Annotated in this window: 23 protein-coding genes; 8 read left to right on the top strand and 15 right to left on the bottom strand. The window is 58.2% G+C overall.

Annotated features, from left to right (window positions below; genetic code table 11):
* Positions 1-45 precede the first annotated feature (45 nt).
* Positions 46-747, bottom strand: a complete 702-nt coding sequence (locus DQ393_RS25250) for a GntR family transcriptional regulator (RefSeq protein WP_112344443.1) — start codon at positions 745-747, stop codon at positions 46-48.
* Positions 748-1,071: 324 nt separating this feature from the next.
* Between DQ393_RS25250 and DQ393_RS25245 the strand changes: the two genes are divergently transcribed.
* The 5 genes from DQ393_RS25245 to repC all read left to right on the top strand — a co-directional run bounded on the left by DQ393_RS25245 (position 1,072) and on the right by repC (position 7,143).
* Positions 1,072-1,569 (top strand): GNAT family N-acetyltransferase, encoded by a 498-nt coding sequence (locus DQ393_RS25245; protein ID WP_348628026.1) that lies wholly within the window; start codon positions 1,072-1,074, stop codon positions 1,567-1,569.
* A gap of 969 nt (positions 1,570-2,538) precedes the next feature.
* Positions 2,539-3,018, top strand: coding sequence for a ProQ/FINO family protein (locus tag DQ393_RS25240; protein WP_112344441.1), 480 nt, complete (start codon positions 2,539-2,541; stop codon positions 3,016-3,018).
* A 468-nt stretch (positions 3,019-3,486) separates the two neighbouring features.
* The gene (repA, locus tag DQ393_RS25235; RefSeq protein WP_112344440.1) at positions 3,487-4,680 is read left to right on the top strand and encodes a plasmid partitioning protein RepA; all 1,194 of its coding nucleotides are present in this window, start codon (positions 3,487-3,489) and stop codon (positions 4,678-4,680) included.
* Between the two features lie 4 nt (positions 4,681-4,684).
* Positions 4,685-5,686, top strand: coding sequence for a plasmid partitioning protein RepB (gene repB / locus DQ393_RS25230; protein WP_112344439.1), 1,002 nt, complete (start codon positions 4,685-4,687; stop codon positions 5,684-5,686).
* Positions 5,687-5,841: 155 nt separating this feature from the next.
* Positions 5,842-7,143, top strand: coding sequence for a plasmid replication protein RepC (repC, locus tag DQ393_RS25225; RefSeq protein ID WP_112344438.1), 1,302 nt, complete (start codon positions 5,842-5,844; stop codon positions 7,141-7,143).
* Between the two features lie 481 nt (positions 7,144-7,624).
* On the opposite strand, the gene DQ393_RS25220 is transcribed toward repC, so the two are convergent.
* From DQ393_RS25220 to DQ393_RS25170, 11 genes are all read right to left on the bottom strand, one after another.
* Positions 7,625-8,632 (bottom strand): hypothetical protein, encoded by a 1,008-nt coding sequence (locus DQ393_RS25220; RefSeq protein WP_112344437.1) that lies wholly within the window; start codon positions 8,630-8,632, stop codon positions 7,625-7,627.
* 402 nt (positions 8,633-9,034) lie between these two features.
* The gene (locus tag DQ393_RS25215) at positions 9,035-10,012 is read right to left on the bottom strand and encodes a L,D-transpeptidase family protein (protein WP_112344436.1); all 978 of its coding nucleotides are present in this window, start codon (positions 10,010-10,012) and stop codon (positions 9,035-9,037) included.
* A gap of 39 nt (positions 10,013-10,051) precedes the next feature.
* Entirely contained in the window at positions 10,052-11,044 is a 993-nt protein-coding gene (locus DQ393_RS25210; protein ID WP_112344435.1) for an ROK family protein, read from the bottom strand.
* On the bottom strand, positions 11,041-11,766 hold the full coding sequence (locus DQ393_RS25205; RefSeq protein WP_112344434.1) for a ribulose-phosphate 3-epimerase: 726 nt from the start codon (positions 11,764-11,766) through the stop codon (positions 11,041-11,043). The genes DQ393_RS25210 and DQ393_RS25205 overlap by 4 nt, the downstream gene beginning before the upstream one ends.
* On the bottom strand, positions 11,763-12,590 hold the full coding sequence (locus tag DQ393_RS25200) for an alpha/beta fold hydrolase (protein WP_432422029.1): 828 nt from the start codon (positions 12,588-12,590) through the stop codon (positions 11,763-11,765). The genes DQ393_RS25205 and DQ393_RS25200 overlap by 4 nt, the downstream gene beginning before the upstream one ends.
* Entirely contained in the window at positions 12,587-13,405 is an 819-nt protein-coding gene (locus tag DQ393_RS25195; protein ID WP_112344433.1) for a sugar phosphate isomerase/epimerase family protein, read from the bottom strand. The genes DQ393_RS25200 and DQ393_RS25195 overlap by 4 nt, the downstream gene beginning before the upstream one ends.
* The gene (locus DQ393_RS25190; protein ID WP_112344432.1) at positions 13,405-14,481 is read right to left on the bottom strand and encodes a Gfo/Idh/MocA family protein; all 1,077 of its coding nucleotides are present in this window, start codon (positions 14,479-14,481) and stop codon (positions 13,405-13,407) included. Before DQ393_RS25190 ends, DQ393_RS25195 begins: the two co-directional genes overlap by 1 nt.
* An 11-nt stretch (positions 14,482-14,492) precedes the next feature.
* Positions 14,493-15,311 carry a sugar phosphate isomerase/epimerase family protein gene (locus DQ393_RS25185; RefSeq protein WP_112344431.1) on the bottom strand — a complete coding sequence of 273 codons (819 nt, stop codon included), beginning with the start codon at positions 15,309-15,311 and terminating at the stop codon, positions 14,493-14,495.
* 5 nt (positions 15,312-15,316) lie between these two features.
* Entirely contained in the window at positions 15,317-16,153 is an 837-nt protein-coding gene (locus tag DQ393_RS25180) for a carbohydrate ABC transporter permease (protein ID WP_112344430.1), read from the bottom strand.
* The gene (locus DQ393_RS25175) at positions 16,150-17,070 is read right to left on the bottom strand and encodes a carbohydrate ABC transporter permease (RefSeq protein WP_245430453.1); all 921 of its coding nucleotides are present in this window, start codon (positions 17,068-17,070) and stop codon (positions 16,150-16,152) included. The genes DQ393_RS25180 and DQ393_RS25175 overlap by 4 nt, the downstream gene beginning before the upstream one ends.
* A 13-nt stretch (positions 17,071-17,083) precedes the next feature.
* A complete protein-coding gene (locus DQ393_RS25170) occupies positions 17,084-18,430 on the bottom strand; it encodes an ABC transporter substrate-binding protein (protein WP_112344428.1) in 1,347 nt (448 codons plus the stop codon).
* A gap of 176 nt (positions 18,431-18,606) precedes the next feature.
* Between DQ393_RS25170 and DQ393_RS25165 the strand changes: the two genes are divergently transcribed.
* Complete coding sequence (locus DQ393_RS25165) at positions 18,607-19,755, top strand: Gfo/Idh/MocA family protein (protein WP_112344427.1); 1,149 nt, start codon at positions 18,607-18,609, stop codon at positions 19,753-19,755.
* Between the two features lie 23 nt (positions 19,756-19,778).
* Positions 19,779-20,729 carry an alpha/beta hydrolase gene (locus DQ393_RS25160; RefSeq protein WP_112344426.1) on the top strand — a complete coding sequence of 317 codons (951 nt, stop codon included), beginning with the start codon at positions 19,779-19,781 and terminating at the stop codon, positions 20,727-20,729.
* Positions 20,730-20,750: 21 nt separating this feature from the next.
* On the opposite strand, the gene DQ393_RS25155 is transcribed toward DQ393_RS25160, so the two are convergent.
* Positions 20,751-21,785, bottom strand: coding sequence for a LacI family DNA-binding transcriptional regulator (locus DQ393_RS25155; protein ID WP_112344425.1), 1,035 nt, complete (start codon positions 21,783-21,785; stop codon positions 20,751-20,753).
* 346 nt (positions 21,786-22,131) lie between these two features.
* Positions 22,132-22,938, bottom strand: a complete 807-nt coding sequence (locus DQ393_RS25150; RefSeq protein ID WP_112344424.1) for a transporter substrate-binding domain-containing protein — start codon at positions 22,936-22,938, stop codon at positions 22,132-22,134.
* Between the two features lie 127 nt (positions 22,939-23,065).
* On the opposite strand from DQ393_RS25150, the gene DQ393_RS25145 reads away from it, so the two are divergent.
* The gene (locus DQ393_RS25145) at positions 23,066-25,450 is read left to right on the top strand and encodes a putative bifunctional diguanylate cyclase/phosphodiesterase (RefSeq protein ID WP_112344423.1); all 2,385 of its coding nucleotides are present in this window, start codon (positions 23,066-23,068) and stop codon (positions 25,448-25,450) included.
* A 113-nt stretch (positions 25,451-25,563) separates the two neighbouring features.
* Here the strand turns inward: DQ393_RS25145 and DQ393_RS25140 are convergent, their stop codons facing one another.
* Positions 25,564-26,505 (bottom strand): IS630 family transposase, encoded by a 942-nt coding sequence (locus DQ393_RS25140; RefSeq protein ID WP_112340577.1) that lies wholly within the window; start codon positions 26,503-26,505, stop codon positions 25,564-25,566.
* Between the last annotated feature and the right edge of the window lie 87 nt (positions 26,506-26,592).

Raw genomic sequence — 26,592 nt, 5'->3', positions numbered from 1 at the left:
CATTGATATATCTTTGTATTTATTTTGTCGACAAGAAATATGCAACTAGAGCCGCACGTCGAGGCGATCTCCGCGCACCAGCAATTTCTGGATCTGCGCGACGATCTGTTCCGCATGTTCACGCGCCAGACGCTCGGCAAGCTCGATATCGCGCCCCGCGACGGCGTCGATGATTTCATCATGCTCCTCGACGAAACGGCGCGGCAAGCGGTCATTATAGGATTGATAGTAGAGGCGAAGGATGCGCCGTCCCTCATTCAGCAGACGCGAGAAAAGGCTCGTGAAATAGGGATTGCGGCCAGCTTCGGCAATAGCCAGATGCAGCGCGGCGTTGGTGGAGATCATGGCGAGCGCATCCTGGGCCTCGACGGCGGCAGCGAAATCCGCCTGAAGCGCGCGCACGGCCTCAAGATCCTCCGGGCGATGATACTTCGCCGCAAGTTGCGTGGTGACCCGGTACATGAGCACCAGCGCATCGAAATAGTTGTGCATGTTGAGGAAATCGATCTGCGACACCATGGTCGAGCGGTTGGGCAGCGTATCGATCAGCCCCTCGCCCGCAAGCCGCACCAACGCTTCGCGGATCGGCGTGCGCGACATGCCGAAACGTTCGGAAAGCTGCACCTCGTCGATGGGGCTGCCAGGGGGTAGTTCGAGATCCAGAATCTCGTCCCGCAGGATATCGTAGACCACCTTCACGCCGGAGCCGCGCTTACGCTCGTTTCGAAGGCTTGTTTCATTATCCATGGCTAGCTGACCCCTTCTTTCTGCGTGAGAAATAAAGGGGCATGCCAGGTAAATCAACGGCGCGGCCCGGAAAGGCTGCTTCGTTCCTATCATCATCGTCGCGTCGATGATTATGGACCGGACCTGCCCATTCCAACCGTGGGAAGAACCAAAGATGGCGCACTTCGCAGGTAGGCTCTGTCGCCTCTTTGCGCTACGGATCCGCGGAATGGCAAGCGAGGTAAATGAGATAGCGACGACCTTAGCTTACTTAAGCCTGGTAATCGTTGCGCCGTCCGGGGAGAGCTTTTACCTTCAATCTCCTTCGCATGCTTAGCGCCGCATTTGGAGATTGGATTGCAGATAGAAACTATCCGCCTACTGCTTCGACCTTCCAGGCTGTCGGACACCCCTGCCCTATTCCAATTTCTCGGAGACAGGGAGGCGATGAAACATACGCACGTAGACGAAACACAAACTGCTTGTCGTAGAAGGATTGCTGTTCATGAAAGGCGGCGGCGGCATGATGGATATGCGCCTTGGACCGTTATCAGGAAGGATGATGGAAAAATCATCGGCTGGGGTGGTTTGTACAACGATCCCTCTGATCCTGGGTGGGGTTGCGAGATCGGATACTTCTTCCATCCCGATGTCTGGAGACAAGGATATGCCTCGGAACTGATCTCTGCCGCATTAAATTTGGCCGACAACCAACTGAAGCTTCCTGCGGTCCGTGCATTTGCGCATCCGGAGAATGCTGGCTCGCGGAAGGTTCTGGAGTCGGCTGGTTCCAAGGTCGATCGCTTTTTGAATCGCCTTCTCTTCTCCAGACCTCGTCGATGAGATGATCTGAGTTCTCAAGGTCTTTCCTGGCGAAACCGCGCGACTTGCTACGAACACCGAGCGGGACGATATCTTAATCGATAAGAACACGCCGAAGGGGCTGCGCATGGGATTGTCGCACATGCAACTGATATTCATGCACAGATCGACAATGATAATCTTGCGCGCTTGAGAAGAGCGTTGCCTGGCTCACTGAGCTGAAGCCCGATTGTTTGGTGATTTCCGGTGACCTTATGGGCGATCGGTAGCCAGAACCCTGCTCAAGGCTGGGCAAGATCAACAGTTTGAGATTATGGTTAATGCTTCATTTAATTGAAGCTATTGCGGGCTTTGCTTCCGCCATTGCAGCATGACCAGCTGCAGCTCTCACGGATATCGCACATGGACTTTTGCGCGACAGCACTCCTATGCGTATCGTGACGCTGGCTCGCCGGCAAGGTATCTCAAGGTATCTGTGTCGTTATCTCCAGATTTTTCGATGTATATAGCGACTGCGCCTCGCACAGAAGCGGCCGATCCTGCATGTCCGTCGCGCATGACTTCGTACTGGCTTGTTTTCGCCTCCCGGACACGGTGTAGCAGGAGACGCCGTCAAGCCCTGCCCTACGGATCGGCGCATTGCTGCTCCGTGCAGATCGCCCGAATAGTGCCCGCCGCCAGACAAGGCGCCATATAAAGAGGAACGAAACATAAGGATCGTTGCACATCTAACGAGCGAAGTGCGCGTCCCTTGGCTTGCCGATTCAAGAGAAAGGTGCGCCGCGTACCCGGTACTTCTCGCGGCACGATGCAAGCTATCTTCCCAGTCATGAAAATCCCGTTAACCAAAACTTGCTGTGAGAGACGCCACCCCGTATATGGTCGACAGTTTGGCATGAGGCGAGAAGACGCAGGCGGATTTCTTTGCCGTCTCGTCAAAATCACTTCACAATCAATTCGTAATGGAATTGCACTCAGAGGAACGATTTCATGGAAGAACCCTGGACGACCGATCGCCAGCCGGTCACTGCGACCGAGCTCGATGTCAAAAAGGCGGCTGCGATCAATGCGCTCCTGCTTCGCCCTATCGACATCCTGCCTATCAAGGCCGGCGACCTCATCCGTCCTTTCGCGCTCGGCCTCTGGAATGAGATCCGCCCGCTGCTGAAGCCCGACGTGCCGGTCATGTCGCTCCGTCGCGCGACCAGCGCATTTCTTCATTCCAAGCGATATTACCAGGCCTGCGCGCAGCCGAATTCGATGCGTCACGATCTCGCCGGCAATCCGGTCGAGCAGCTCTCGGCCGAAGACAGGCTTGCGGCACAGCAGCGTCTGATCGCACTCCGCCAGACGCAGACCAAGACGGCCCCTCATCACGACGAACCAAGCCCGCCGCCGGTGTTGAGCAAAGCAGAGCTCATTCGGGCATCTCTTCTCGGCAACAGGCGTACGGACCGCGTTGCGCGTTGATACGCCAGGCGGGCCACCGCATCCCGGCAGCCCATCGAGTGAACTCATCATACCGCTTCATGGCGCTGCCCGCCTCGAATGGCGTCGGCCTGGATGCCGATGAGCGCCGGAACTTATCCATTACCCGGCCGACCGGTGTAGTCCGCGGACTACCGATCTCCTAAGCCCCTCACCTCAATCCTGTTGCCGTCGTGGCGCCATGGAAGGAATGGCGCAAGTAGTCCGCGGACTACCTCTCATCGAAGGCTGCGCGCCAGCCGCGCATACCGACACAAGCACACACAGCAAGGATATCAAGGGAGCGAAACCCGCCGCTCGGAGCGAACGGCAGCCTATGCATGCGCAAAAAGCAGCCAAAAACTGCCTTTTGTTTAAGCATTTGTAAAACGGCCACGAATCGGAGCATATTATAACTGCGTAGTTCAGCGGCAATCCGTCACAATTGCGCAGTTAATTGGGAAAATAACCATGCAGCCGAGTCTCGTGCTCCAAGACGATCAAGAGCATCTACCAACGCTTCTGGCAACAGATGCGCAAGAGCTGTCTTATCAGCTCCAGCAGCATCAGGCAAAGCTCTTTCCGCCTCAGTCACAGAAAACTATGCGGATGTTTTCGCCGGCTGAGGCCGCCGCATTTATCGGCATCGGGGAAGGTTACCTCCGCCAGATCGCAGCCGAAGGCCATGGGCCGGATCCGCTTGCCAATGGACGGCGGCTCTATACGGCCGAAGACATGGATCGGATCCGTAAGGTTCTCGACGAACGAAACGGAACGCCTAAATACGTGCCTTGGCGCCGCGGAACCGAAAAACTGCAGATCATCTCGGTGATGAATTTCAAGGGCGGTTCCGGCAAGACGACCACTGCAGCCCATTTCGCGCAATATCTGGCGTTGAGAGGCTACCGCGTACTTGCGGTCGACCTCGATCCGCAGGCATCCCTATCAGCTCTGTTCGGGCACCAGCCCGAGATCGACGTCGGCGAAAACGAAACGCTTTATGGGGCCATTCGTTATGAGGGCCCTCGCCCAATAGCCGATATCGTTCGTTCGACCTACACGCCAAATCTGCATCTGATCCCCGGAAATCTCGAACTCATGGAATTCGAGCACGAGACGCCGCGTGCAATGGCTGCCGGCAAGGCCGAGACGATGTTCTTTGCCCGCATAGGCGAAGTCCTGACCGAGATCGAAAGTTTCTACGATGTGGTGGTCATCGATTGCCCGCCGCAACTCGGCTTTCTGACGATGTCGGCACTCTGTGCCGCGACATCGATCCTCATCACCGTGCATCCGCAGATGCTCGACGTTATGTCCATGTCGCAGTTTCTGACGATGACGAGCGAGCTCATGTCCGTCGTCGAGAGAGCAGGGGGGCGCACCAGTTATGACTGGATGCGTTACCTCGTGACGCGCTTCGAGCCAAACGACGGACCACAAAGCCAGATGACCGGTTTCATGAAGGCAATCTTCGGCAACCGCATGCTCCATAACGCAATGGTCAAGTCGACGGCCGTTGCCGATGCCGGCGTCACCAAACAGACCCTCTACGAGGTCGAGCGTGCCCAGTTCACCAGGGGTACCTATGACCGCGCTCTGGATTCGCTCAATCTCGTCAACAGCGAGATCGAGACGCATATTCGCCTAACCTGGGGAAGGAAATAAATAGATGGCGCGCAAAAACCTTCTCGAAATCTCGGCGCCGAATACGAGCCGCACGGAGGCACCGGCGCCAAAGGACCATCGTCCGATCGCTGGCTTCCTGCCGCAGGCAAGAGGCTCCGCTCCGGTGGGCGGCATCACCAGGACGCTCGGAAATATCACGGAGAAGATGGAACGAGCCAGCGATCTCGAACGGCAACTGGCGGAAGGTCAGACGGTCGTCGATATCGATCCCGAGCTTGTCGATGGATCATTCGTTACCGATCGTCTGGAAATCGATCCCGTCGAGCTTGGTCAGCTGGTCGAGCAGATACGCGAACACGGCCAGCAGGTGCCAATCCTCGTACGCCCGCATCCGGAATCCCGCGGGCGTTTTCAGGTCGCCTACGGCCATCGTCGACTGGCGGCGGCAAAAGAGCTCAGCATCAAGGTGCGTGCAGTCGTGCGTCAGCTCACCGACGATCAGCTGGTGGTCAGTCAAGGCCAGGAAAACAGTGCCCGCACGAACCTATCCTATATCGAGCGCGCATTGTTCGCGTTGCGCCTTGAGCAGCGCGGTTTCGGTCGCGATGTCATCATGGCCGCACTCGGCGTGGACAAGGCAGCGCTTTCGAAGATGCTCATCGTTACCAGACAAGTGCCTCTCGCTCTCATCAGCGCGATCGGCCCCGCCCCCGAAATTGGCCGCAGGCGCTGGCTAGAGCTCGGAGAACGTCTCGAGAGCGTCCCCTCGGAACCAATCGTGGCTGAGTTGTCCGCGGACAACCAGCGTCAGCTGTCCAGTGATGCGCGCTTTCAGCGGGCGCTGGTTCTTGCAATCGGTAAACCAGCATCCGCCAAGGCAGCTGTTACGCCATCATCGATAGCCGGTGTTCCGGTGACGTTTAAGCGAACGCCGGCGCGCGCGACCTTTGTTTTCGACAGCAAGGCCGCCCCCGGCTTCGATCAGTTCGTACAGGAGAGGTTGCAATCTCTCTTCAACGAGTTCCAAGAAGGAAAGGATACGTAACCCGCAAAAGAAAAAGGCCCCCAAACGACGCCGTCGTGGAAGCCCTTCTCTGATCTTAAGCAAATCGAGAATCGCATTTCCCCGAATCACAGTCAAGAGTCTTTGGCATCGTTTTGGTGAGCAGACTTCTTTTGCCACAACGTAGGTGAAAGAAAATGGAAGCCGAACATGTGACGACGCCTTTTGGGCGGCGGCCGATGACGCTTGCCATGTTGATAGCTCAAAGAAGAGCCGATCATGGGAAATCCGTCAGGTCCGTCGACAAGTGGAAGATTTATCGTGCGCTCTGTGAAGCCAAGCCCTTGCTGGGCGTGACGGATCGAGCGCTGGCCGTGTTGAATGCGCTCTTGAGTTTCTATCCGAAGAGCGAACTCTCGGATGACGCCAACCTGATCGTATTTCCTTCAAACGCACAATTGTCGTTGCGCGCGCATGGCATGGCGGAACAGACAATCCGCCGTCACCTCGCTGTCCTGATCGCTGCCGGGCTTCTTGTCCGCCGGGATAGCCCCAACGGCAAGCGCTACGCTCGCCGGAACAGGGCAGGGGATCTCAATGAGGCTTATGGTTTCTCCTTGGCGCCTCTTCTGTCCCGCGCCGACGAGATCGAGCATCTCGCCGCCGAGGTCGTTGCCGAGCGATTGCACATGCAGGGTCTACGCGAGCACATCAGCCTCCACCGGCGCGATATCGCCAAGCTCATCGAAACCGCCATTGCCGAGGATATTGAAGGCCCTTGGGAAGCCGTCCATTCAGGCTTTCGCGCGCTCATTGATGACCTTCCGCGTTCGCCGAACGTGGCACAGTTGGAGACGCTGTTGGGGAAACTCGGCCGTCTGCGTGACGAAATCGTCAACCGATTGGAAACACATGCAGAAACTGCGAAACTAAGCGCCAATCCCTATCAAAATGAGCGGCACATACAGAATTCAGACTCCGAATCCCAAATTGAATCTGAAGCCACGTCCACAAAAAATGCCTCTCCACGAAGCTTCGCTCCGCGGACAACTCCAGTTCTCGTGAACATCCCCCCAGCTTCCGAAACTCTGCCGCCGATGCCTTGTACGCCCGACGGTAGTCACCCGGAGATTGGCACCGGAACAGAGTTGAAGTCCTTCCCGCTCGATCTCATTTTGCGAGCATGCCCAGAGATCACCGCTTACGGCCCGACCGGACAGATCAAGAGCTGGCGCGATCTGCTCTCTGCTTCACTCGTCGTCAAATCGATGCTCGATGTCAGTCCGGGAACCTATGGAGGGGCCTGCGCTGCCATGGGAGTGGAAAACGCTGCGACCGTCATCGCCTGCATCCTCCAACGTGGCTCCCGTATCAATTCCGCCGGTGCCTATCTTCGCGATTTGACACGGCGAGCGGAGAAAGGAGCGTTTGCCATCGGTCCTATGCTCATGAGCCTTCTTCGGGCGAATATGGCCCCAGCCGTGCGCAAGATCGCTTAGCATGTCCCGTTAACAGCATTGAGGATCTGATGGTCGGTTTCAGTTGGCACCACGACGAAATAACTCTGGCATTGCGTACAGCTCAAGATATTTCGCTGCCTCCGCAGCGAATGATAACTACCCTGCATCGGATCTTTTAGGGGAGGGCGCTTGGAGTTATGAACAGCCGGAAGGGTAGACATTTGCTGGCAAAAAAGGCATAAAAGTACAGAGATGTGCTGGCAGTAGGGATAGTCCTGGTTTGCAAATTCGATCGTTTTCGACTGAATTTCATCGCTCGCTAGCAGATTGATTTCATTGAAGTAAATTCGCTATCGGAAGCTATATCGAACTTTCATACCGTCGCATCTGTGTAAATTGCGTGACGAAGACAGGCTGTTCGTCCGCATACTAACTCGCCTCAGAAACAGGAGACAGCGGCCCATACCTGTTGCCACTGATCCTCCTGCCTTAATTTTCAGTCATTGTGACTAGACCGACGTCATTGCTGGTCGCAAATCGGTATCGGCCGCGGCGGCGGTGCCGGATGGTCGTTCTTGTATTGCGCGATGATCGGCTCCAAGGTTTCCTTCGGCCAAAATTTCGGAGTGCCGATTTCCTTCAGGCAGGACTCGTTCCAATACAATCCGGACTGTGCTGGAGAGCGCCCGGCTGCAACGGCCTTGGCGACTGCGTTGATGTCCGAGGATTCAGGATAGATGTAGAGGGTCGTTGGATTGTCCTTCACCATGGAGATGATCTGATTGGCATCCGATGTCGACCAGCTCGTGCAGCCATCGCTGCGGCCTCCCGCATATTCCACCAGCTTCCCGAGCGGAACGTATCCGTCGCGATTGGCATAGGGGCTCTGCGGATCCTTCTTCATGCAGATACCGGCAACCTTTGCAGCCGCATGGCCGCCAATCGCCCTGGCGCGTGCATTGGCGGTTTCGCCAACACCGTCGAACTGCACGAATGTGCGAAGGAAAGCAGCATCCTTCGTCTGCGAAATCCGATAATAACCCTTGAAGGTGGTTTTCGTTTCTTCCGTCACATAAGACCCGCCGGCCGTCAGGTTCGAATCCATCGCGTTGCCGAAGTTCCTCGCGCACATCCGGCCATTGCCGAAGTCGACGACGCCCTTGAGATCGCGGCCGCTGCCGTGGCCCGATGAAACCACCCGGAATGTCTGCGTCGCCTCGCAGACGATATAGAAACGCCCTGCCGATTTGCCGTCAGCCGGATTGTTCGGCCGGGTTGCATCCATAGCGAAATAACAGGGATTCCTGACCTTGCCTTCGCTCATCTTCTGCATGTAAAGCGCGCGCGCCCTTTGCAGAATCGGTCGGGCAATCTGACCGTCGCCTTCGCCGACATAGGCATTCAGCCATGCCGGAATATCCGATTGGCGCTCCGCGGCAAGAGATTGCGATGTTGAAGGGATGATGATGGTAAGAGAGCAAAGGCTGAGCATCTGGGCGACGCTTCGAATGGCATATCTCAACCGCACGAAAATAAATCTCCTGTCAAAATTTTCTGGATCCACATGCGCCGTAGCAGACAACCACGATCTTGGCAGTCCGCCCGCCACACAAGTCCGGCTGCCATGCGCTCAGATCCAGACATCATAATTGTGCGCTGCTTTGCTGAATGACGACCTAACGGAGGCGGGAACCTCGGCGGTCGCGGAAAGATTATTTGCCCGCCCTTAATTTCCTCATCCGCTTCGCGTCAGCATTCTTCACGGATCGCGGCGCAAATATGGCCGTGTTGTATCGGATGAGTTGCATTTGCTGACATGGGCTTTTGCCGGCCGTCCTAGGGTCAATCCCGGAGGATGAACAATCTGATTTTCTACCTCGCGAATAGCGAGATCCACCGGCAATTGCCCGATGCGGATTCTGGCCGATGATCAATCGACAAATTCAACGATCACGCCCGGTTTTACCATCCTTGCCAGCTCCTCCACATCCCAATTTGTCAGGCGGACACATCCATGAGAGCCGACTTTGCCGATGAGCTCTGGATCCGGTGTCCCGTGGATGCCATAAGTGGGTTCGGTCAAATCGATCCAGACCGTGCCGACCGGATTGTTCGGCCCGCTTGGCAGCTTCAGGATCCTCTTATTGCGACCCTGTTGAAAATTGATCTTCGGATTGTAGGTATATGTCGGCAATCGAGCGACGCCCTTGACCTTGTGTGAGCCTGAGGGGGAGGGCGATTCCTCGCTGCCGATCGTGGCCGGGTAGATCGTCAACAGCGACCCGTCTTCCGCAAAGGCGAATACCTGGCCCAACTTTCTGTGAACCTCGATCCGCTTCACCACGCCGGTCTTTGCCTCGCCAGGCATCGCAACCATGATTGTTTCACCCGAGGTAAAAGACGCGGTCGGATTGAGCGCTTTCAGGAGAGCGATGCTCATATGGAAACGTTCGGCTAATTTTTCGCCGATGCTCGTATAGCCGAGGCGATCCATCTTGGCTTGCTCGCCATAGTCCTTGGGAATGCTCTTCACCAGATCCTTCCCGTCATCCGACGTTATGACATATGGCTGAATGACGGGAAGCTGATCCTCAATCCGTCGGAGTACCTCTGGATCGAGTTTTCCATCGATGGGAAGCCGTTGCAAAGCTTCAAATCCTGCAATTGCTTTACTGAGATTCTCTCCGGCATAGCCATCGACAGCACCAGGAGAGGAGCCGGCTCGATCCAGCAGCACCTGAAGTTTGATGATCGCTGCGTCAGGCTTGCTCGGCTTCTTGCCCGGCGCTTCGGTCTGTATGGACGTGATGGCAGCGCCATTGACATCCTGAGCGGCTATGGGAGCGGCGACAGCCGGACTTGAAAATATCAAAGCGATAGAGATCGCAAGACAGCGTATATGAATCATGTCTTGAAAATCATTATCCGCGCAAGTTGTTCCGCCGGCTTATGGGTGGACCCGAATGGCTGATCCCGGCGAGGGGTCTGATTTTTCGCAGCTGTCGAAGATAAGGCTGGCCGCGCCGATCAGACCGGCATGCCGTCCGAGCTGAGCGGCAACGATCGGCACGTTGCGATAGGCGGGCATGGCGCGCTCGCGAACCGTCGCCGCCATTTGATCGTGCAGAAGATCAAAGCCATGCGAAATTCCTCCACCCATGACAAGCAAGTCGGGTGAATAGAGATGAAGCAGGTTTGTGAAGCCGATCCCCAGCCACCGTGCCTCGTCGATCAGCAGCGCCAATGCATCGGCGTCGCCCTTTCGCGCGGCTTCGACGACATGTCGTCCGGTCACGTCGGCATCGGCGGCGACCTTGCGCAGCACCGATCCGTCGGACGGCCTGGTGCGGGCCGTTGCCCGTCTGCCGAGTGCCGTGCCGGAGGCGACGGCCTCAAAGCAGCCGACTGCCCCGCAAAAGCAACGTTCGCCCTCGTTTGTGATCGTCATGTGGCCGATCTCGGCAGCCAGGCCCCGTCTGCCATGCAGGATCCGGCCATCGGCAATCACGCCACCGCCGATACCGGTCGACACTGTGACGAAGACCATCGATCCCGCCCCTCGGCCGGCGCCATATCGCCACTCGCCAAGCGCTGCCGCATTCGCATCGTTTTCGAGCCTTACGGGCAGCTTGAAATGGTTTTGGAGAATCTCCGCCAGCGGGACCTCATGCCATCCGACCAGGGTCGGGGCGGCAATGACGACGCCGGCGTCCGGATCGAGCGGACCGGGCGCGCCGATCCCGATCCCGATCGGCGAAAGATCGGGCGTTTGTGCCAACACCGTTTCAGCCAGCTGCTCGATCTGGCGGATGACTGCGGCGGGGCCGCCGACCGCATCCGTCGACAGGGACGAGAACGACAGAGGGCATCCCGCATCATCGACAAGTGCGGCGCGAAGCTCCGTTCCACCGAGATCGAATGCAAGAGCGACCTTTTTCACGAAACCCGGCTCTCCAATCCGTGCAGCCAGGCGATCCGGTCGCCGAGGTTCTTGTCGCCGAATGCCAGCGATCCAAGAACGACGGTCTGCGCTCCGGCCTGGCGCAGAAGCGGGACGGTTTGTTCGCGAATGCCGCCATCGGCGGCTAGGATTACCCGCTCTTCGCGGCCTGCTTTCCTTAGGAGGAATCGTGCCTCGAGCAGCCGGTCGCATGCCTTTTCGGAAAGGCTTTGTCCCTTGACGCCGATCGACGTTCCGAGCAGCGTCACGAAGGCGACGTGATCGATGAAGGGCTCGATCGCCGAAATGGGTGTTTCCAGTCGCAGCACCACACCGGCTTCGGCACCCAGCTCCTTGGCAAGTGCAATGGCACGCAAGCCGGCATTGCCGTTTTCAGCGTGGACGCTAATCAAATCGGCGCCCGCCTCGATGAACTGGCGCGTCTGCTCTTCGACGATTTCAGCCTCGACCATGAGATGCACGTGGATCGGTTTGGCGGTCGACTTGGCGATGCGCGCGACAAAATCCGGAAAGAACAGAAAGCCCGGCGTAAAGCGCGCATCGGCGACATCGATATGATGCAGGTCCACATAAGGCTCTATGCGCCTGAGGTCGGTTTCCATATTGGCAAGATCGGCCGACCAGAGCGAGAATTCGCCGAGAAGCCTGTTGCGGGGAAGCGCTGCGATGGCCGCCGGGCCGGAAAGGGGTCTGGACGTCATGATGGAACGAAGCTCCGGAGTGTTTTGGATGCGAAAAAATGTGCGATGGCGTCTTGGACCTCGGCAAAATGCCTGTTTTTGTCGACAGCCTTGGCGGTGACTTCGACAAAGCTTGCGCCTGGAATGACATTGGCGAGCGTCTGCGCGCAGGAGAGCGGATGGATCGCATCCCGACGGTTGCCGATAACCAGGGTGGGTATAGCAAGAGCAGCGGCGACTGCCTGCGGCACATCCGGCCCGTCGGCCGCTATGTCAGCCAGTACCGACGCAAAAGCGACGGCGTCCGGTCTGTCGAAATAACCAAGCAGGGAAGAGAAATTGTCCGGTGCCTCCGAGGCGATCCATCGTCCGGTTTCAGAGGCGATAAAGCGCCTTTTGGCCTCCTCGATCGGATGGGAATGGATCAGAGCGGCAACGGCGCGGATCGGCGCGAGATTGCCCGGTGATGCCTCGAAGGTCCAGGCGGGGCGCACGAGAACGAGTCCGGCGATCCGTTGGGCGTGATGATGGGCAAGGTGCAGCGCAATGGCCGCTCCCATCGAAATGCCGCCGATGATGAAGCGGTCGAACCCGTATTCGGTGGCCGCGGCCAGAACATCCTCTGCAAACATTGGGATCGAATAGGGTTGTGTATTGCCGAGTGAGGATGCGCCGTGCCCGCGGCATTCCAGTGTCAGCCGGTGAATAGCCGCCGCTGAGATATTCTGCGCCACCTGCGCCGCGTCGCCGCCGAGACCGTGCTGGAAGACGACGGGGAGTCCTTGCCCAGTCTCGTAGACGGCAAGTTCTGTATCATCGCGCTTGAACGATTTCTGTCTCATCATATCAGTGCCTTGAGAAAGCCGGCAACGCCGAGTGCCTCCGAAGCCGAAAGGCCATGGGTTACGAGCGGTCCGTCGAAATTCACCGAGCGCAGCCGCGCCATGAAATCGGCAAAATCCACAACGCCCTGTCCGGCGGTTGCAAAGCGACCATCGCTGTAACGATCCTTGGCATGCGCCAGAGCGATGTGACCGGCTGAGATTTCGACTGCCTCTTCGACGATCACCCGCGCCTCGGCCGGTGTTGCCTGTTCGAAGAGATTGGCCGGATCGAGCACGATGCGCAGCCGCCGCGATCCCATCTCGTCGATCAGTCGCCGGGCGTCGCGTGCCGACGTGACGATATTGGCCTGCTCCGGCTCGATGCCGAGGTCGACGCCATGCCGTTCCGCCAACTCCAGAGCCTTCGATATTTCAGCCGCCAGGTCGGTCCAGGCGGAGGGATCGCCATTGTCACGATGATAGGCCCATTGGTCGTTCGGGTCGCGAGTTCCGGTGCAAAGCGTTACCAGCGGAATCGAGAGTGCCGCTGCCGTTTCGATGACGACGGCGAATTGGGCGAGACCGATCCGGCGAATGGCGATATCGGGGTGAGCCATATTGTAGGTGCCGGACAGTGCGGCAAGCGAGATGCCCGTCGCCTCGACGGCCGCCCGGATCGCCGCGATCGTTTCTTCGGAAACGGCATCGGGCATGGATGGGAGGCCGCAGCAGGCGAGATTGAACTGCGCGCAAGCATAACCGCTGTCACGCACAGCCGAGAGAACGCCGAGCGGTTCGGTTCCGGGAAAGGTCTTGGCGAAGATGCCGATCTGCATCAGACCGCTCCCGTGACCGATGCAAGCTCGACGCGCTCGCCTCGCTCCACCGATCGGGCGATCGCCACCATCGCGCGGATGGAGGCCAGGCCATCCTCGACATTGGCGCCGCGCATCGGCGCGCCCTTCAGCGCGCTATCGGCGAGCCCCTCCAACTGCCGGCGGAAGAAATGGCCGTCGGCGCCGAGCGGCTTCCGGCTCGTCGCATCCTTCTCGTGGAAGATTTCCACTTCGCTGGAGCGGAAGTACCAGGGATTGAAAGTCTTTGCGAGAATCGAGCCGTTTTCGCCATAAAGCTGGAAACCTTCATGCCAATCCATGCGCACGGCAACCGTCAGGTCCAGATGACCGAGAGCACCGTTGGCAAACTCGGTCTCCACGAACCAGCAATAGGCACCGGCGCGTTCCAGAAGCCGGGCACGAACCGAGACGATCTCGCCGCAGAAGAAGCGGGCGGTATCGACCAGATGCGAGCCATGCGCGAGCATGAAATATTGCCGGAGATCGGCCTTGGGATTGCCCGATGGCTTGCGCGCAAGCTTGCTGGTGACGGGCAGCGGCTGGACCGCATCGGTATTGGTATAGCGGTGGGTGGAATCGCAATACCACGCCTTCATCGCAAAGATCTGGCCTATATCGTCGCGCACAAAATCGCGCGCTGCCTCAAGCGCCGGATCGAAGCGTTTCATGTGCCCGACCTGCAGGATTTTGCCGGACCGGCGCACAGCCTCGGCAAGCTGCTGCCCTTCCTCGACCGACACGCCGATCGGTTTTTCGCAGAGCACATGCTTTCCGGCTTCCAGCGCCTTGATCGACATCGGCACGTGATAGGCGTCGGACGTCGCGACGATTACGGCCTCCAGCTCGGGATCGGCCAGCATGGCATCATAATCGTCATACATCTTCTGCGGCTCGTAGGTCGCGCCCATGCGGGCCAGAAGATCTGGGGCTGCGTCGCAGATCGCATAAAGATCGGCATTCCGAGCCTTAACGCAGGATTCCAGATGCGCAAATTGCGCGATCGGGCCGCAGCCGAGTACTCCCACGCGAAGACGGCGACTTTCCTTTTCGATCATGGTTCTCTTCCTTATGCCCCGTAGCCGCGCATGGTTTGGCGATTGGCTTTGACCGCAGCGGCAGGATCGGTACCGGCCGTTTCGGATTCCTCCTCCAGCACCAGCCAGCCGTTGAAGCGTGGGGCCGCTGAGACGAGGTCGATCACGGCTGGCGTATCGAGGACGCCCTTGCCGAGCATCGCCCATCGGCCCTGCGCATCAACATCCTTCAGATGCAGGTAGCGGATACGGTCCTGATAGGTGTGCATCGTGTCAAGCATGTCGGCATGCCCCCGCAGGATATGACCGGTATCCGGCACCCAGCCGACCAGGCTCGGGTCGAGCAGAGCGAAGATGCGGTCGTAATCGGCCCGGTTAAACAACAGCGTATTGTGATGGGAGCTCGGATGCACGGCGACCTCGACCCCGGCGGCCTTGCCCAGTTCGCCGGCGCGATTGTAGAACTCGCCGGCAATGGCGAACTTGTCGTCTCGCGGGCCATCGGAAACGACGGTTGCCGAGCCGATGGAAACGAGTGCGTCGGGGAAATGCGCGGCATAATCGATCCAGCACTTGGCCGTCGCAAGATCATCTTTCATCGCGTCGGCGACGGTAAAGCCGCTCTTGGAACCGAAGGCGAAGGAGACGAGCGTCAGGCCGCAATCCCTCAATGCATTCGCGAAGGCATGCGGGTTCGCGCCATAGCGGCCGATCATCGTATCGGTGATTTCGATGCCGGAATAACCGCCTGCGGAAATCGCCGAGAGCAGATCGTCTGCCGTTCCTGTCCAGGCATTGCCGAGCATTTCCCATGTGAATGTCTGGCAGCCGACTTTTATGTCCTTGCGCATTCCCGCTATTCCTTGATTCCGCCTTGGGTCAGGCCTTCGATGATGTGTCGTTGGAAGAAGAGCACCAAAATGATGAGTGGCACGGTGACGACAGCCGATGCGGCGGCGATGTCTCCCCAGGGCACATAATATTGGTTGGTGAAGTTGGCGATGCCGACCGGGATAGTCTGGCTGCCGCTGTCCGAAGTGAAGGCCAGCGCGAACAGGAATTCGTTCCAGGCGGTGATGAAGGCAAGCAGGCCCGTCGTGACAAGGCTCGGCAATGACATCGGCAGGATGATATGCCAGAGCAGGCCGACCGGCCCGACGCCGTCTATGCGGGCCGCCTCGTCGATCTCGCGCGGCAGCGTTTCGAAATAGCCGAACAACACCCACGTTACGAGCGGCAGTCCGAGGGCGAGATAGGTGATGATCAGCGCGGTATAGGTATCGAGCAGCCCGAGATCGGAGGCGATGAGATAGAGAGGCCCGACGAGTGCGATCTGCGGAAACATCGATACCGAAAGGATGACCGTCAGGATGCCGAAGCGTCCCTTTACATCGAGGCGCGACAGCGAAAAGGCAGCCAGCGAGCCAACGATCAGGCAAAGAGCGGTGGTCGCCAGCGAAACGACGAGCGAATTCAGCACATAATGATGCAGGCCTTTTTCGACGAAGGCGTTGTAGTAATGCTCCAGCGTGAACGGGTTCGGTATGAGCGAGGGCGTTCCCTCGGTCAGCGCCTTGTCGAGCTGGAGCGATGTCGAAAACTGCCAGATGAACGGGCCGGCGGACCAGATGAGGATGAACAGGGCGCCGAGATAGATCAGGATGTTTTGGAAGACGGAGCGCTCTGCGTTCATGTCGTCCTCCTGATCTGGTGCACGAGGAAGAGGCAGAAGCCGATCGCGATCAGCCCCTCCGTGATGAACATGGCGGTCGAGACTGCCGAGCCGTAGCCGAACTGAAGCGTCGAAAAGAGTACTTTGTAGGACAGTGTCGAAAGCGTCTCGGTGGAATCGGCTGGACCGCCGCCCGTCAGCACATAGACGAGGTCGAAGACGCGGAATGCATCGAGCGCACGGAAGAGGCCGGCAATCAGCAGCGTCGGCATCAGGAGCGGCAGGCGAATATGCCAGAAGATTGTCCAGGCTCCCGCCCCATCAATGCGTGCCGCCTCTATGAGCGATTTTGGAACGGTCTGCAGCCCGGTCAGCAACAGAAGCGCCATGAACGGCGTGGTCTTCCAAACATCGGCGAGGATAATCGTCGTCAGGGCGGTATCGGGAGAGCCGTACCAGTTGACGTTCTGATCGATCAAACCTGCATGCAGAAGGATGAAATTGATGATGCCGTGCTGACCATCGAAGAGCCAGCCGAACATTTTCGATGTCACGACGGTCGGCATGGCCCAGGGCACGAGCATGGCGGCGCGGACCATACCCCGGCCGGTGAAGGTCTCGCAAAGGATCAAAGCCATCGCCAGGCCGATGAAGGTCTCGAGCAAGGTCGAGATCAAGGTAAACCAGATCGTGTGCCACCAGGCATTCCAGAACGGCGGATCGGCCAGCAGCTGCACATAATTGGCGATGCCGACGAAATCATTGTCCTGTGTGATCAGCGAACGGTTGGTGAAGGACAGATAGACGCCGTTGACGATCGGATAGAAGGACACTGATGCCAATGAGAGAAATGCCGGCAGCAGCAACAGCCAGGGCCAGAGGGCGCTTGACAGCGCCCTCGACTTGCCTGGGGTTTGCTCCGAAACGGCGGCCGTCATCGTTACCGCCATGTCAGCCGACGATCTTGTTGATCTGGGCCGCGGCGGCCTGCAGCTCCACCTTGACGTTGCCGCTGACGAGTGCCTTCGAGATGCTGGACTGCAATGCCAGCGTCACCTTGGCATATTGCGGCGTGATCGGCCGCGGCGTGGCGCCGGTGAAGACGCTCTGAAGGCTTGCCATGAACGGCTGCTCTGCCTTGAGCTTCGCATCCTGGAAGATCGCTGGCCGTGAGGGCGCAAGGCCGAAATTAAGGGCAAGCCGGGTCTGGGTTTCGGGTGAAGACATCCAGGTCAGGAATTCGATCGCCGCTTCCCGCTTCTTGGAGTTGGCGTTGACGCCCAGCTGGTAGCCGCCAAGGCAGGCCGAGCTCTTGCCGCCGGCAAAATGCGGCAATGGCGCAACCGCGACCTTGTCCACGACATGCGAGGCCTTCGGATCCTGCGCGATCGGATAGACATAGGACCAGTTGCGCATGAACATCGCCTCGCCAGATGTAAACGGCTGGCGGGAGGGCTCTTCGTCCCAGGAGAGCACGTTCTGAGGGCTGATCTTCGTCTTGTTGATGGTGTCGTACAGGAACTGGATCGCGGCAACGGCGGCATCGTCGCCGATGACGGAAGACTTTCCATCGGCGGACAGGATGGAACCGCCATTAGATGCAATGATCTCCACCGCGTCACAGACCAGAACCTCGGCCTGCTTGCCCTGCCAGAGATAACCGAATTTGGCGTCGCCGGCCTTCTGCGCCTCTGCCGCCATCGTCGCCATGTCGGCCCAGGTTTCCGGCACCTTGCCGCCGTGTTTTTCCACCAGATCCTTGCGATAGTAGAACATGCCGGAATCGACGAACCATGGCAGCGCGGTCAGCTTGCCGCCATAGGTGCAGGCAGCCACCGTGCCGGGGAAATAATCGGCGCGCTTGTCTTTCGGGAAATATTCATCAAGCGGCAGAGCCCAGCCGGCGGAGGCAAAACCCGCGATCCAGATCACGTCCTGGCTGAAAACATCGGGTGTTCCGTTGCGGCGGGCGAGCTGCTGGACGAGGCCCTGATAGACTTCCGTCGACGAACTCGGCGGCGGCAGTTCGATGAACTTGACGGTGATGCGGCTTTGCGACTCGTTGAAAGCCTTGACGAGATCGCCAAGCCCTTCCTTGCCGAAGAAGCTGGCGCTGGCAAAGCTGATTTCCGTTCGATCCGCAGCGCGGGCCGGGCGGATGCCGAGACCTGAGGCAACTCCAAGCGTTGCCGTGCCGATCGCGGCGCTAGCGGCACCCAGCAGCAGCTGACGACGATCAAGCATTATCGATTGTCCGGCACTCGTGGAGTGAGCCGGCGTCTTCTTGATATCTGTCATGTTTCCCTCCCAGGAAGACTGGCGATCTCCAAACCTCCGCGCCAGTATTCGCATATGTTTTATAAAAATTTGTCGCGCGTCAAGAAATAAGATGCTTTAAATCATTCCGGGAGTCATCGTTCGGATGCGCCGAGGCGCGGCGAACAGATGTGGCAGATCAGGGAGGATTGGGTAATATGGCTGGTAATTCAAAAGCTAAGCTCGGCATAGGCGTCATCGGCTGCGGTAACATCTCGATGACCTATCTGCGCAATGCAGCGCTGTTTGCCGGTGTGGAATTGCGCGCCTGCGCCGATATATCCGCGGATGCGGCCGTGTTGCGTGCGCGCGAATATGGCATTCGCGCGCTCAGCGTCGACCAATTGCTGGCCGATCCCGAAGTCGATCTCGTACTGAACCTCACCGTTCCAGCCGTCCATTTCGACGTCACCATGTCGGCCTTATCGGCCGGCAAGCACGTCTTCACGGAAAAGCCGCTGGCAACATCGGCGGCCGATGGACGGATTCTCGTGGCGGAGGCCAGGCGGCGCGGATTGCAGCTGGGGTCTGCGCCCGATACGTTTCTGGGCGCGGCCGGTCGTCGGGCGCGGCACCTGATGGATGAAGGCGCGATCGGCCGCCCGGTCAGCGGCACTGCCTTCATGATGGGGCGCGGCATGGAGCACTGGCACCCCAATCCGCAATTCTACTATCAGCCGGGCGGCGGCCCGGTCTTCGACATGGGTCCCTATTATCTGACGATGATGGTGAACCTGCTCGGTCCGGTCGTGCGGGTCATGGCAATGGCGACGAAGGGCCAGGAAGAGCGCCTGATCACCGCCGACGGCCCATTCAAGAATACGCGCTTCAAGGTCGGCACTCCCACAAACATCCTGTCGCTTCTGGAATTCCAATCCGGCGCGACCGTGAATTTCGGCGCCTCCTGGGACGTCTTTCGCCACTCCAATCATCCGATCGAGCTGCACGGTACCGAAGGCTCGTTGCGCTTGCCCGACCCGGACACGTTCGGCGGAACCGTGTCGCTGTCCGAGCGTGGCGACGATTGGCGTGATTTCGAAAGCGACGGCGAGCTTTACGGCGCGAGGAACTGGCCATTCGATGCACCGGACCGCGCCAACTACCGCATGCTCGGTGTCGCCGACCTGGCGCGGGCGCTCGAGGAGGGCAGGCAGCCGCGAGCCTCGGGGGAGCTGGCGCTTCACGTCCTTGAAATCATGGAGGCTATTCTCTTATCCGGCGAAAGCAGGCAGTCTGTCAGCATCGACACAAAGCTGGTCCCGCCACGGCGTCTTGGCGAGGATGAAGCACGCAGCCTTCTCGCCTGATTGCCGCAGAGGGGAGCAATCCAATGGAACAGCTGGATGAGAGCGCCCGACGCATTCTCGCCATAACCGATCCGTCAAGCGGCCGGCCTTTTGAAACCGGTACGGTTCAACAGGCCCGCATCGACTATGATGCCAATTGCCCGACGCTCCAAGGCACAAGGGAGGAGGTGGCCTCGGTGCAGGATCGCCAGATCGTCGGTCCGAATGGCCCGATCACGCTGCGCATCTATCGTGGCATCGGCGCGCCTTCAAAGGATGGTCGTGGTCTTGTCTACTTGCATGGCGGCGGCTGGGTGATCGGCAATCTCGAATCTCATGACGAAATTTGCCGATGGTTCGCCAATCTTGCCGAATGTACCGTGATCTGCCCGGACTACCGGCTGGCGCCGGAACACAAGTTTCCCGCGGGATTGACTGATTGCGTTGCGACATTGGCGTTCGCGGCACAATCCGCCGCTGATCTCGGCATCGATCCCGAACGAATTGCCGTGGCCGGCGACAGCGCCGGCGGCAATCTTGCCGCGGTGCTCGCATTGATGTCGCGCATCGGCGACGCTCCGCCACTTGCGGCGCAGCTGCTCATCTATCCCAACACCGACGCCGCGCAGACGGCCGACAGTTATCGCCGCTATGCCGAAGGTTTCGGCTTGACCACCTCGACGATGAGATGGTTTCGCGATCACTATGTCCGCACGGCGGCCGATATTGCCGACTGGCGGGTGTCGCCATTAAAGGCCGAGATCCTCGAGGGGGTGGCTCCGGCCTTCGTCATCACCGCCGGACACGACATCCTGGCCGACGAAGGCATCGCCTATGCCGAGCGGCTGCGGCAAGATGGGACGCGAATTGTGCATCGGCACTGGCAGGGACAGATCCACGGCTTCGTCTCGATGGGAAAATATGCGGTCGAGGCTCGGCAGGCCATAGAAGAGGCCGTGACGACTTGGCGTTCCTTCGAGGGACGCGCGAACTAGATTAAACGGTGACAGTAGGCTTCAGGCCGATTGCCGCATGACCAATGTGCCGGCCAGCGTGACCTTGTGCGTGATTGTCCGCACCGGGACATCCATGTCACCCAGCAGCGTCAGCAACGCATCGACACTGTTTGCGGTCATCGCGGCGAAATCCTGTGCCATGGTCGTCAATGGCGGGCAGGTATAGCGGCTCAAGGGATGATCGTCATGGGCGGCGACACGCAGATCGTCTCCCTTTTTCCGCCCAACCTTCAATCGATGCGCGAAGGCTGCCGACATGACCCCGAAGGCGAGACGATCGTTCGCACACAGGATGGTCTTGCGTGGCAGAGCCCTTGCCTGGAGCAGGCTGTCCATCTGCTCGTATCCGATGCGTTCGAATTCCCACGTGTAGGCGGCGTTGGTCTCTATCACCAGCGGCTCGTAGCCTGCGGCCTCCATCGTGGCGATATAACCTGCCAGCCTCTCCGGTGAGTTATGATTGACATGCGGAATGTCGAAATAGGCCGGCGCCTCACCGGATCGGCAGAGATATTCCACGATCGTCGCCACGCTCTGGTAGTTGTCGTTGCCGATGAACGGCGTGTTCCCTTCGATGTAAGTGTCGAAGTAAACGATGGGCAGGTTCTGCGCGAGTTTTTCAAAGGTGCGCGGATCGGATTTCCGCCCCAGCGGTGCGACAAGCGCCCCTGCCACCTTCAGCGACAACATTGTGTTGACCGCTTCTGCTTCCAGCTCCGGCAATCCGTGCGACGAGAACACGATCGGCCAATAGCCTTCATTGCGCAGCCGCAATTCCAGTCGATTGACCATCTCGGCATAAAAGGGGTCGGTGAGGGCGGGCACCAGAATGCCGACATTGCGGGTCCGCTTGCGATTGAGATTCCGTGCATACAGATTCGGCTGGTAATCCGACGAGCGAAGCGCCGCCTCGATCAGCGCCCGTGTCGTCGGTTTCACGCTGGTCGGGTCATCAAAATACTTGGAAAGGGTCGGGCGAGAGACGCCGCAGGACTTTGCGAAATCCTCCATCGTCCTATGCGTCAATTTTTCCATCAAAAGCCGACCGTTTTTCCAATCATCTCGATCCAGCAGAGCGGTTCAGCTTTTCACGGAATCTCTGAACCGCTCCATCTTTTGTCGTCTCGCAATTCCGGACGGAAAATCGCGCAGCACTTTTCCTGGAATTGCTCCGGTGATCGTTATGCGTCTCCAAGGAAAGAAGCGCAACCGTAGGCGCAAATTCCAGGTAATTTCTTTTCGCCTTCATGTCACAATAAAAAATGACGTGCGGAAATTTATTAATTACCGTGTTAAGGCTAAGCGGCGAAAATCGCGCGTCCGGCACGTCGCCTTCGACCGTTAGCCGACCCGATCGCAATTCCGCAATTCGCTTGCGCTGCTATTGAATGCTGAAGGGAAAATATTTGGCGTTGATCATGTCATAGGTTCCGTCCGCCTTGATGGACTTCAGCGCCGCATTCAGGCGTGCAAGCCGCTCGCTATCATCCAACCGTACTGCGATCCCGGAACCGTCGCCGAAATATGTCACGTCGACCAGATCAGGTCCCCTGAACTCGCAGCAGCTTCCCGCCTTTGTGTTCGCAATCCAGTCGTAAATGGCAAGTTTATCTTCCAGAATAACGTCGACGCTTCCATCCGCCAGTCCCTTGTACAATTCGGGTGACGACCGAAAAACCGTCTTGCGCATTTGCGGATAAAGATTGTTGGCAAAGGATTCCTGGGCTGTTGACGATGTTACACCAAGGTTTTTGCCGCCAAGCGCGGCGGGGCTTACGTCTTTGATCGGCGAATCTTTTCGCACGATGAACACCGACGGGCTGCTGTAGTATCTTTCCGTGAAGGCAACCTTCTGGCGCCGTTCGGCGCTCATCGACATGGACGAGATAATCGCGTCGTATTTCCCGGCAACGAGATCGGGGATCATGTCATCCCACTTCTCGATGATAAATTGGCATTCGAATTTGCCAATCTCGCAGACGGCATTGGCAATATCGATGTCAAAGCCTTGGAGCTTATTATTTGCATCGAGATAATTAAAAGGTGGAAACGCGCCTTCGACGGCTATTCGCATCGGCATGCGCTCTTGCGCACCCACTTGAAAAGGCAAGGTTGCGGTCAAAAGGAGACCTATGCCGCCTGCTACTAACCTTCTGCGCAATATAGTCTTAACCGATGGGCGCGACATAGTAGAGAACCCTCAATAAGTGGTTGATCGCGCAGATAATACGCAGTTGTTTTTAATTCTACGTGAACGCTTCTTTGTTAGATCTATTCTGGCCGTGGTTTTGATTTGATGATGACGCCCTAGTCCAGTGGTGTTTGGGGATCTGCGCTTGCACATTGTCCGTTCCTCCAACCCGAAGTCGTTTCAACAGTCCTGGATGACTTCTGGGAGGATTCTGTTTCTGATCGCCGCCAGTGGCCTGGGAGCGATTGGGCTTGTCGTGCTTTCGGCGCTGTGGGCGGGAACTGAAAGCGACGCTGCCGCTCTCGATCGACAGCGGCTGCTCGTCAATGCGCGCCTGCGAGAGCAGGTCGATCAGGTAGCACGGGTCATCGGACAAGTCGGCAACGGTTATATTGCCGCAAACCGCGCTTATTCGGCCTCCGGCACTTCCACGGTCTCGTCTGCCTTCAATACTGTCTTGACGACGGCGGCCGGGAGTGCGGTCAGCCAGACGGCAACATCCGTCTTCGGCTACGACCAGGCTTTCGTCGTGGATGAACATGGCGAACTGGTCATGATGGCGGATGGCAAAACGGAAAAGCGCTATCGGTGGATGAAGCCTCTTCTTTTGCCACTTCTTCGCGAGGCTGGCGCCGCCGCACACCAAGACATGACATTCACCGGACATTTGCCTGGGTCATCGGACAATCCCGCCGGGAGTTCGGTGCCGGTTCACCGCGGATTGGCCAGTTTGCTCCGCCTGGAAGGTCGGCCAACGATCGTCGGCATTGCAGCCATCAAGGAACCACACGAGAGACAAGGGCAGTCGTTGTGGCAATTCCTGATCGTCGTGCGGTTCCTTGATGGAGCTGCGCTGGACGAATTGAGCCGTGAACAAGGGCTGAATGGCGCGCGCTTCGCACGCACCGCCGATGCAGACGGTGACGAAGTTGCGTTTCAGATCGACGATACGACAAACGGCGAACCGATTGGCTTTATCGTATGGCGGCCCGACCTTCCGGGATCAAGGGTGATCGGCAGATTGATGCCGGCCCTTTCGATAGCAGCGTTGATGATGGCGCTTCTCTTCACGGTCTTGCTTCTCCGCCTGCGAAGCAGTCTCGGTGAATTGAAGAAAAGCGAGTTCCACGCAAGACAGCTTGCCCTCCACGATGTGCTTACCGATCTGCCCAATCGTGCGATGTTTGCGATCAGGTTCGACGAGTGCCTGGCCGAATTGGAAAACTCTTCAGAGCGATCGGCAATCGCGCTTCTTGACCTGGACCGGTTCAAAACCGTGAACGACACATTCGGTCACGCCGCGGGCGACGAACTCATCAGGATGGCGGCGGAGCGGATCCGTTCGCTCCTTCGCTCACGAGATACTTTAGCCCGGCTCGGAGGAGATGAATTTGCCCTGCTTCTGCGCGATGTCAAAGACCACGATCAAACGCTGCCGGGAATTTGCGAAGCGATCGTTGCGGAACTTAGCAAGCCGTTTCCCCTCTTGAAGGGTGAGGCGGTTGCCCGGGTTGGCTGCTCGATCGGCGTGGCGATCGTGCCCGACGCCGGGCGCAATGCGGATGACATCATGCGTTATGCCGATGCCGCGCTGTACGAGGCAAAGATAAGCGGCAGGGGGCGGTGGCTGGTTTATTCGCCCTCCATGGACGGCGGCAGAAACGCCCGCGACATTCTTAAAAACGAATTGCGTGAGGTTTTGGCCAAAGTTCGCGTCTTGTCCGGCGTTGGTGAGGCGCGCGAGCTGCCGGCTGACCGAGCCGACTTCGGGTCGCTGGAAGTTTATTACCAACCGGTTTATCAGGCGGGCAAAGGATATGCCGTGTCGGGCGCCGAGGCGCTCGTGCGCTGGAATCATAGCCAGCGTGGGCTTTTGACGCCTGCAAGCTTCATCCCCGCAGCCGAAGAAGGCGGGCTTATCGACGCACTTGGATTCTGGGTCTTGCGCGAAGCCTGCACGGCCGCCTGCAACTGGCCCGAGAACACGTTTGTCGCCGTCAACGTGTCTCCATCTCAGCTAAGGAGGCCCAATTTCGTCGAGGAAGTAAGCGCCGTTCTTCAAGAGACTGGATTACTGCCGTCGCGACTTGAGCTCGAGCTTACCGAAACCTCGCTCATCGAGGATTATGCGGACATCTATGCGGTGCTGAAATCCCTACGCAGCCAGGGTGTTCAAATTTCCCTCGATGATTTCGGAACCGGCTATTCCTGTCTCAGCCATTTGACGCGTTTTGACATCGATCGGATCAAGATTGATCGCTCGTTCGTCTCGCTCCTCGGCACAAAAGCCAATGGGGCAGCCATTGTCGGCGCCATCATCTCGCTGAGCAACAGTCTCGGTATTTCGACAACGGCGGAAGGGGTCGAAACAGAATATCAGCGTGATTTTTTGGCGGCATTGGGCTGTACGGATCTCCAAGGCTATCTGTTCTCCAAGCCGCTTCCGCTTCAAGAGCTCGATTGCTTCGAGAACCCTCGGAGTCACGAAAAATTACTCGCGACCAATTGAGAAATCAGATGGCTTTCGCAAACCGCGACGCCTTGATCAAGGAACCGGCGATCGTTCCGCCGAGCCGGACGGCGCCGTCGATGATCCCGATCTTTCCCTAGAGCAGATCCTGTTCAATCCGGGTCATATCCAGCAGCCTTGAAGTAATTCGCGCATTCTGCAGGAGTGAAGCGGGGTAGCAGGGCGCCAACTGCGTCCCACAGGGCGTCGATCTTTCGCTCTGCCCGACCTCGCAACATGGCTTTCAGTTTGGAGAATGCGTTCTCGATGGGGTTAAAGTCAGGGCTATAGGGAGGGAGAAACATGAGTTTGGCACCGGCACGCTCAATGGCGTCGCGCACGCCGGATGTCTTGTGTGCCGGCAAGTTGTCCATGACGACGACATCACCGACCTGAAGGGTCGGAACCAGCACCTGCTCGACGTAGGCCAGGAAGACGTTACCGTTCATGGCGCCATCGTAGACAAACGGTGCGGTCATTCCCGTGAGGCGCAATGCTCCGGTAAAGGTCGTTGTTTTCCAATGGCCGTGCGGAACACCGGCTCGGCAACGCTCGCCTCGAAGTGCACGCCCGCGTAGACGGGCCATCTTCGTCGAGAGGCCGGTTTCATCTATAAATATCAGTCGTTCAGGATCGAGATCGAGCTGACCATCAAACCAAACGCGCCGACGCTTCAGGACATCCGACCGGTCTTGCTCCAGTGCATGTGCGGTTTTTTTAAACGTCCATCCGCGGCCTCGCAGCCAGGCACCAAGCGCACTCCGGCTGATCCTCACCTGTTGATCAACGGACAAACGCTCGACCATTTCATTGAGCGTGATGTCCCTACGGTCCTCGATCAGTTCGACAACGAACGCCTCGTGTGCATCGAGCGCCGACGGTCGTCTCCAACCTTGTGGCCGGGAGGTCGGCTCGCCCTCTTTTGCTCGTGCGATCCACCGGATCGCCGTCGAAATTCCAACTCCGAACCGGGCTGCGGCTTGTCGTGCTGACATGCCCGCCGCAGACGCTTTCAAAACCCGTAATCGAAGATCATCGCTCAGCGCTTGTGCCATCATCCACCTCTTTGCTGTGGATGTTGAATCAGCTTCGCCGCGCCGCGTCACTTCACAATCGATTCATCGATCGCAGGACCTGCTCTA

This window comes from Martinezella tropici (genome assembly GCF_003287875.1).
Classification (GTDB): domain Bacteria; phylum Pseudomonadota; class Alphaproteobacteria; order Rhizobiales; family Rhizobiaceae; genus Rhizobium; species Rhizobium tropici_C.
The sequence above is the reverse complement of the archived record's forward strand: the minus strand, read 5'-3'. Positions and strand labels throughout refer to the sequence as shown.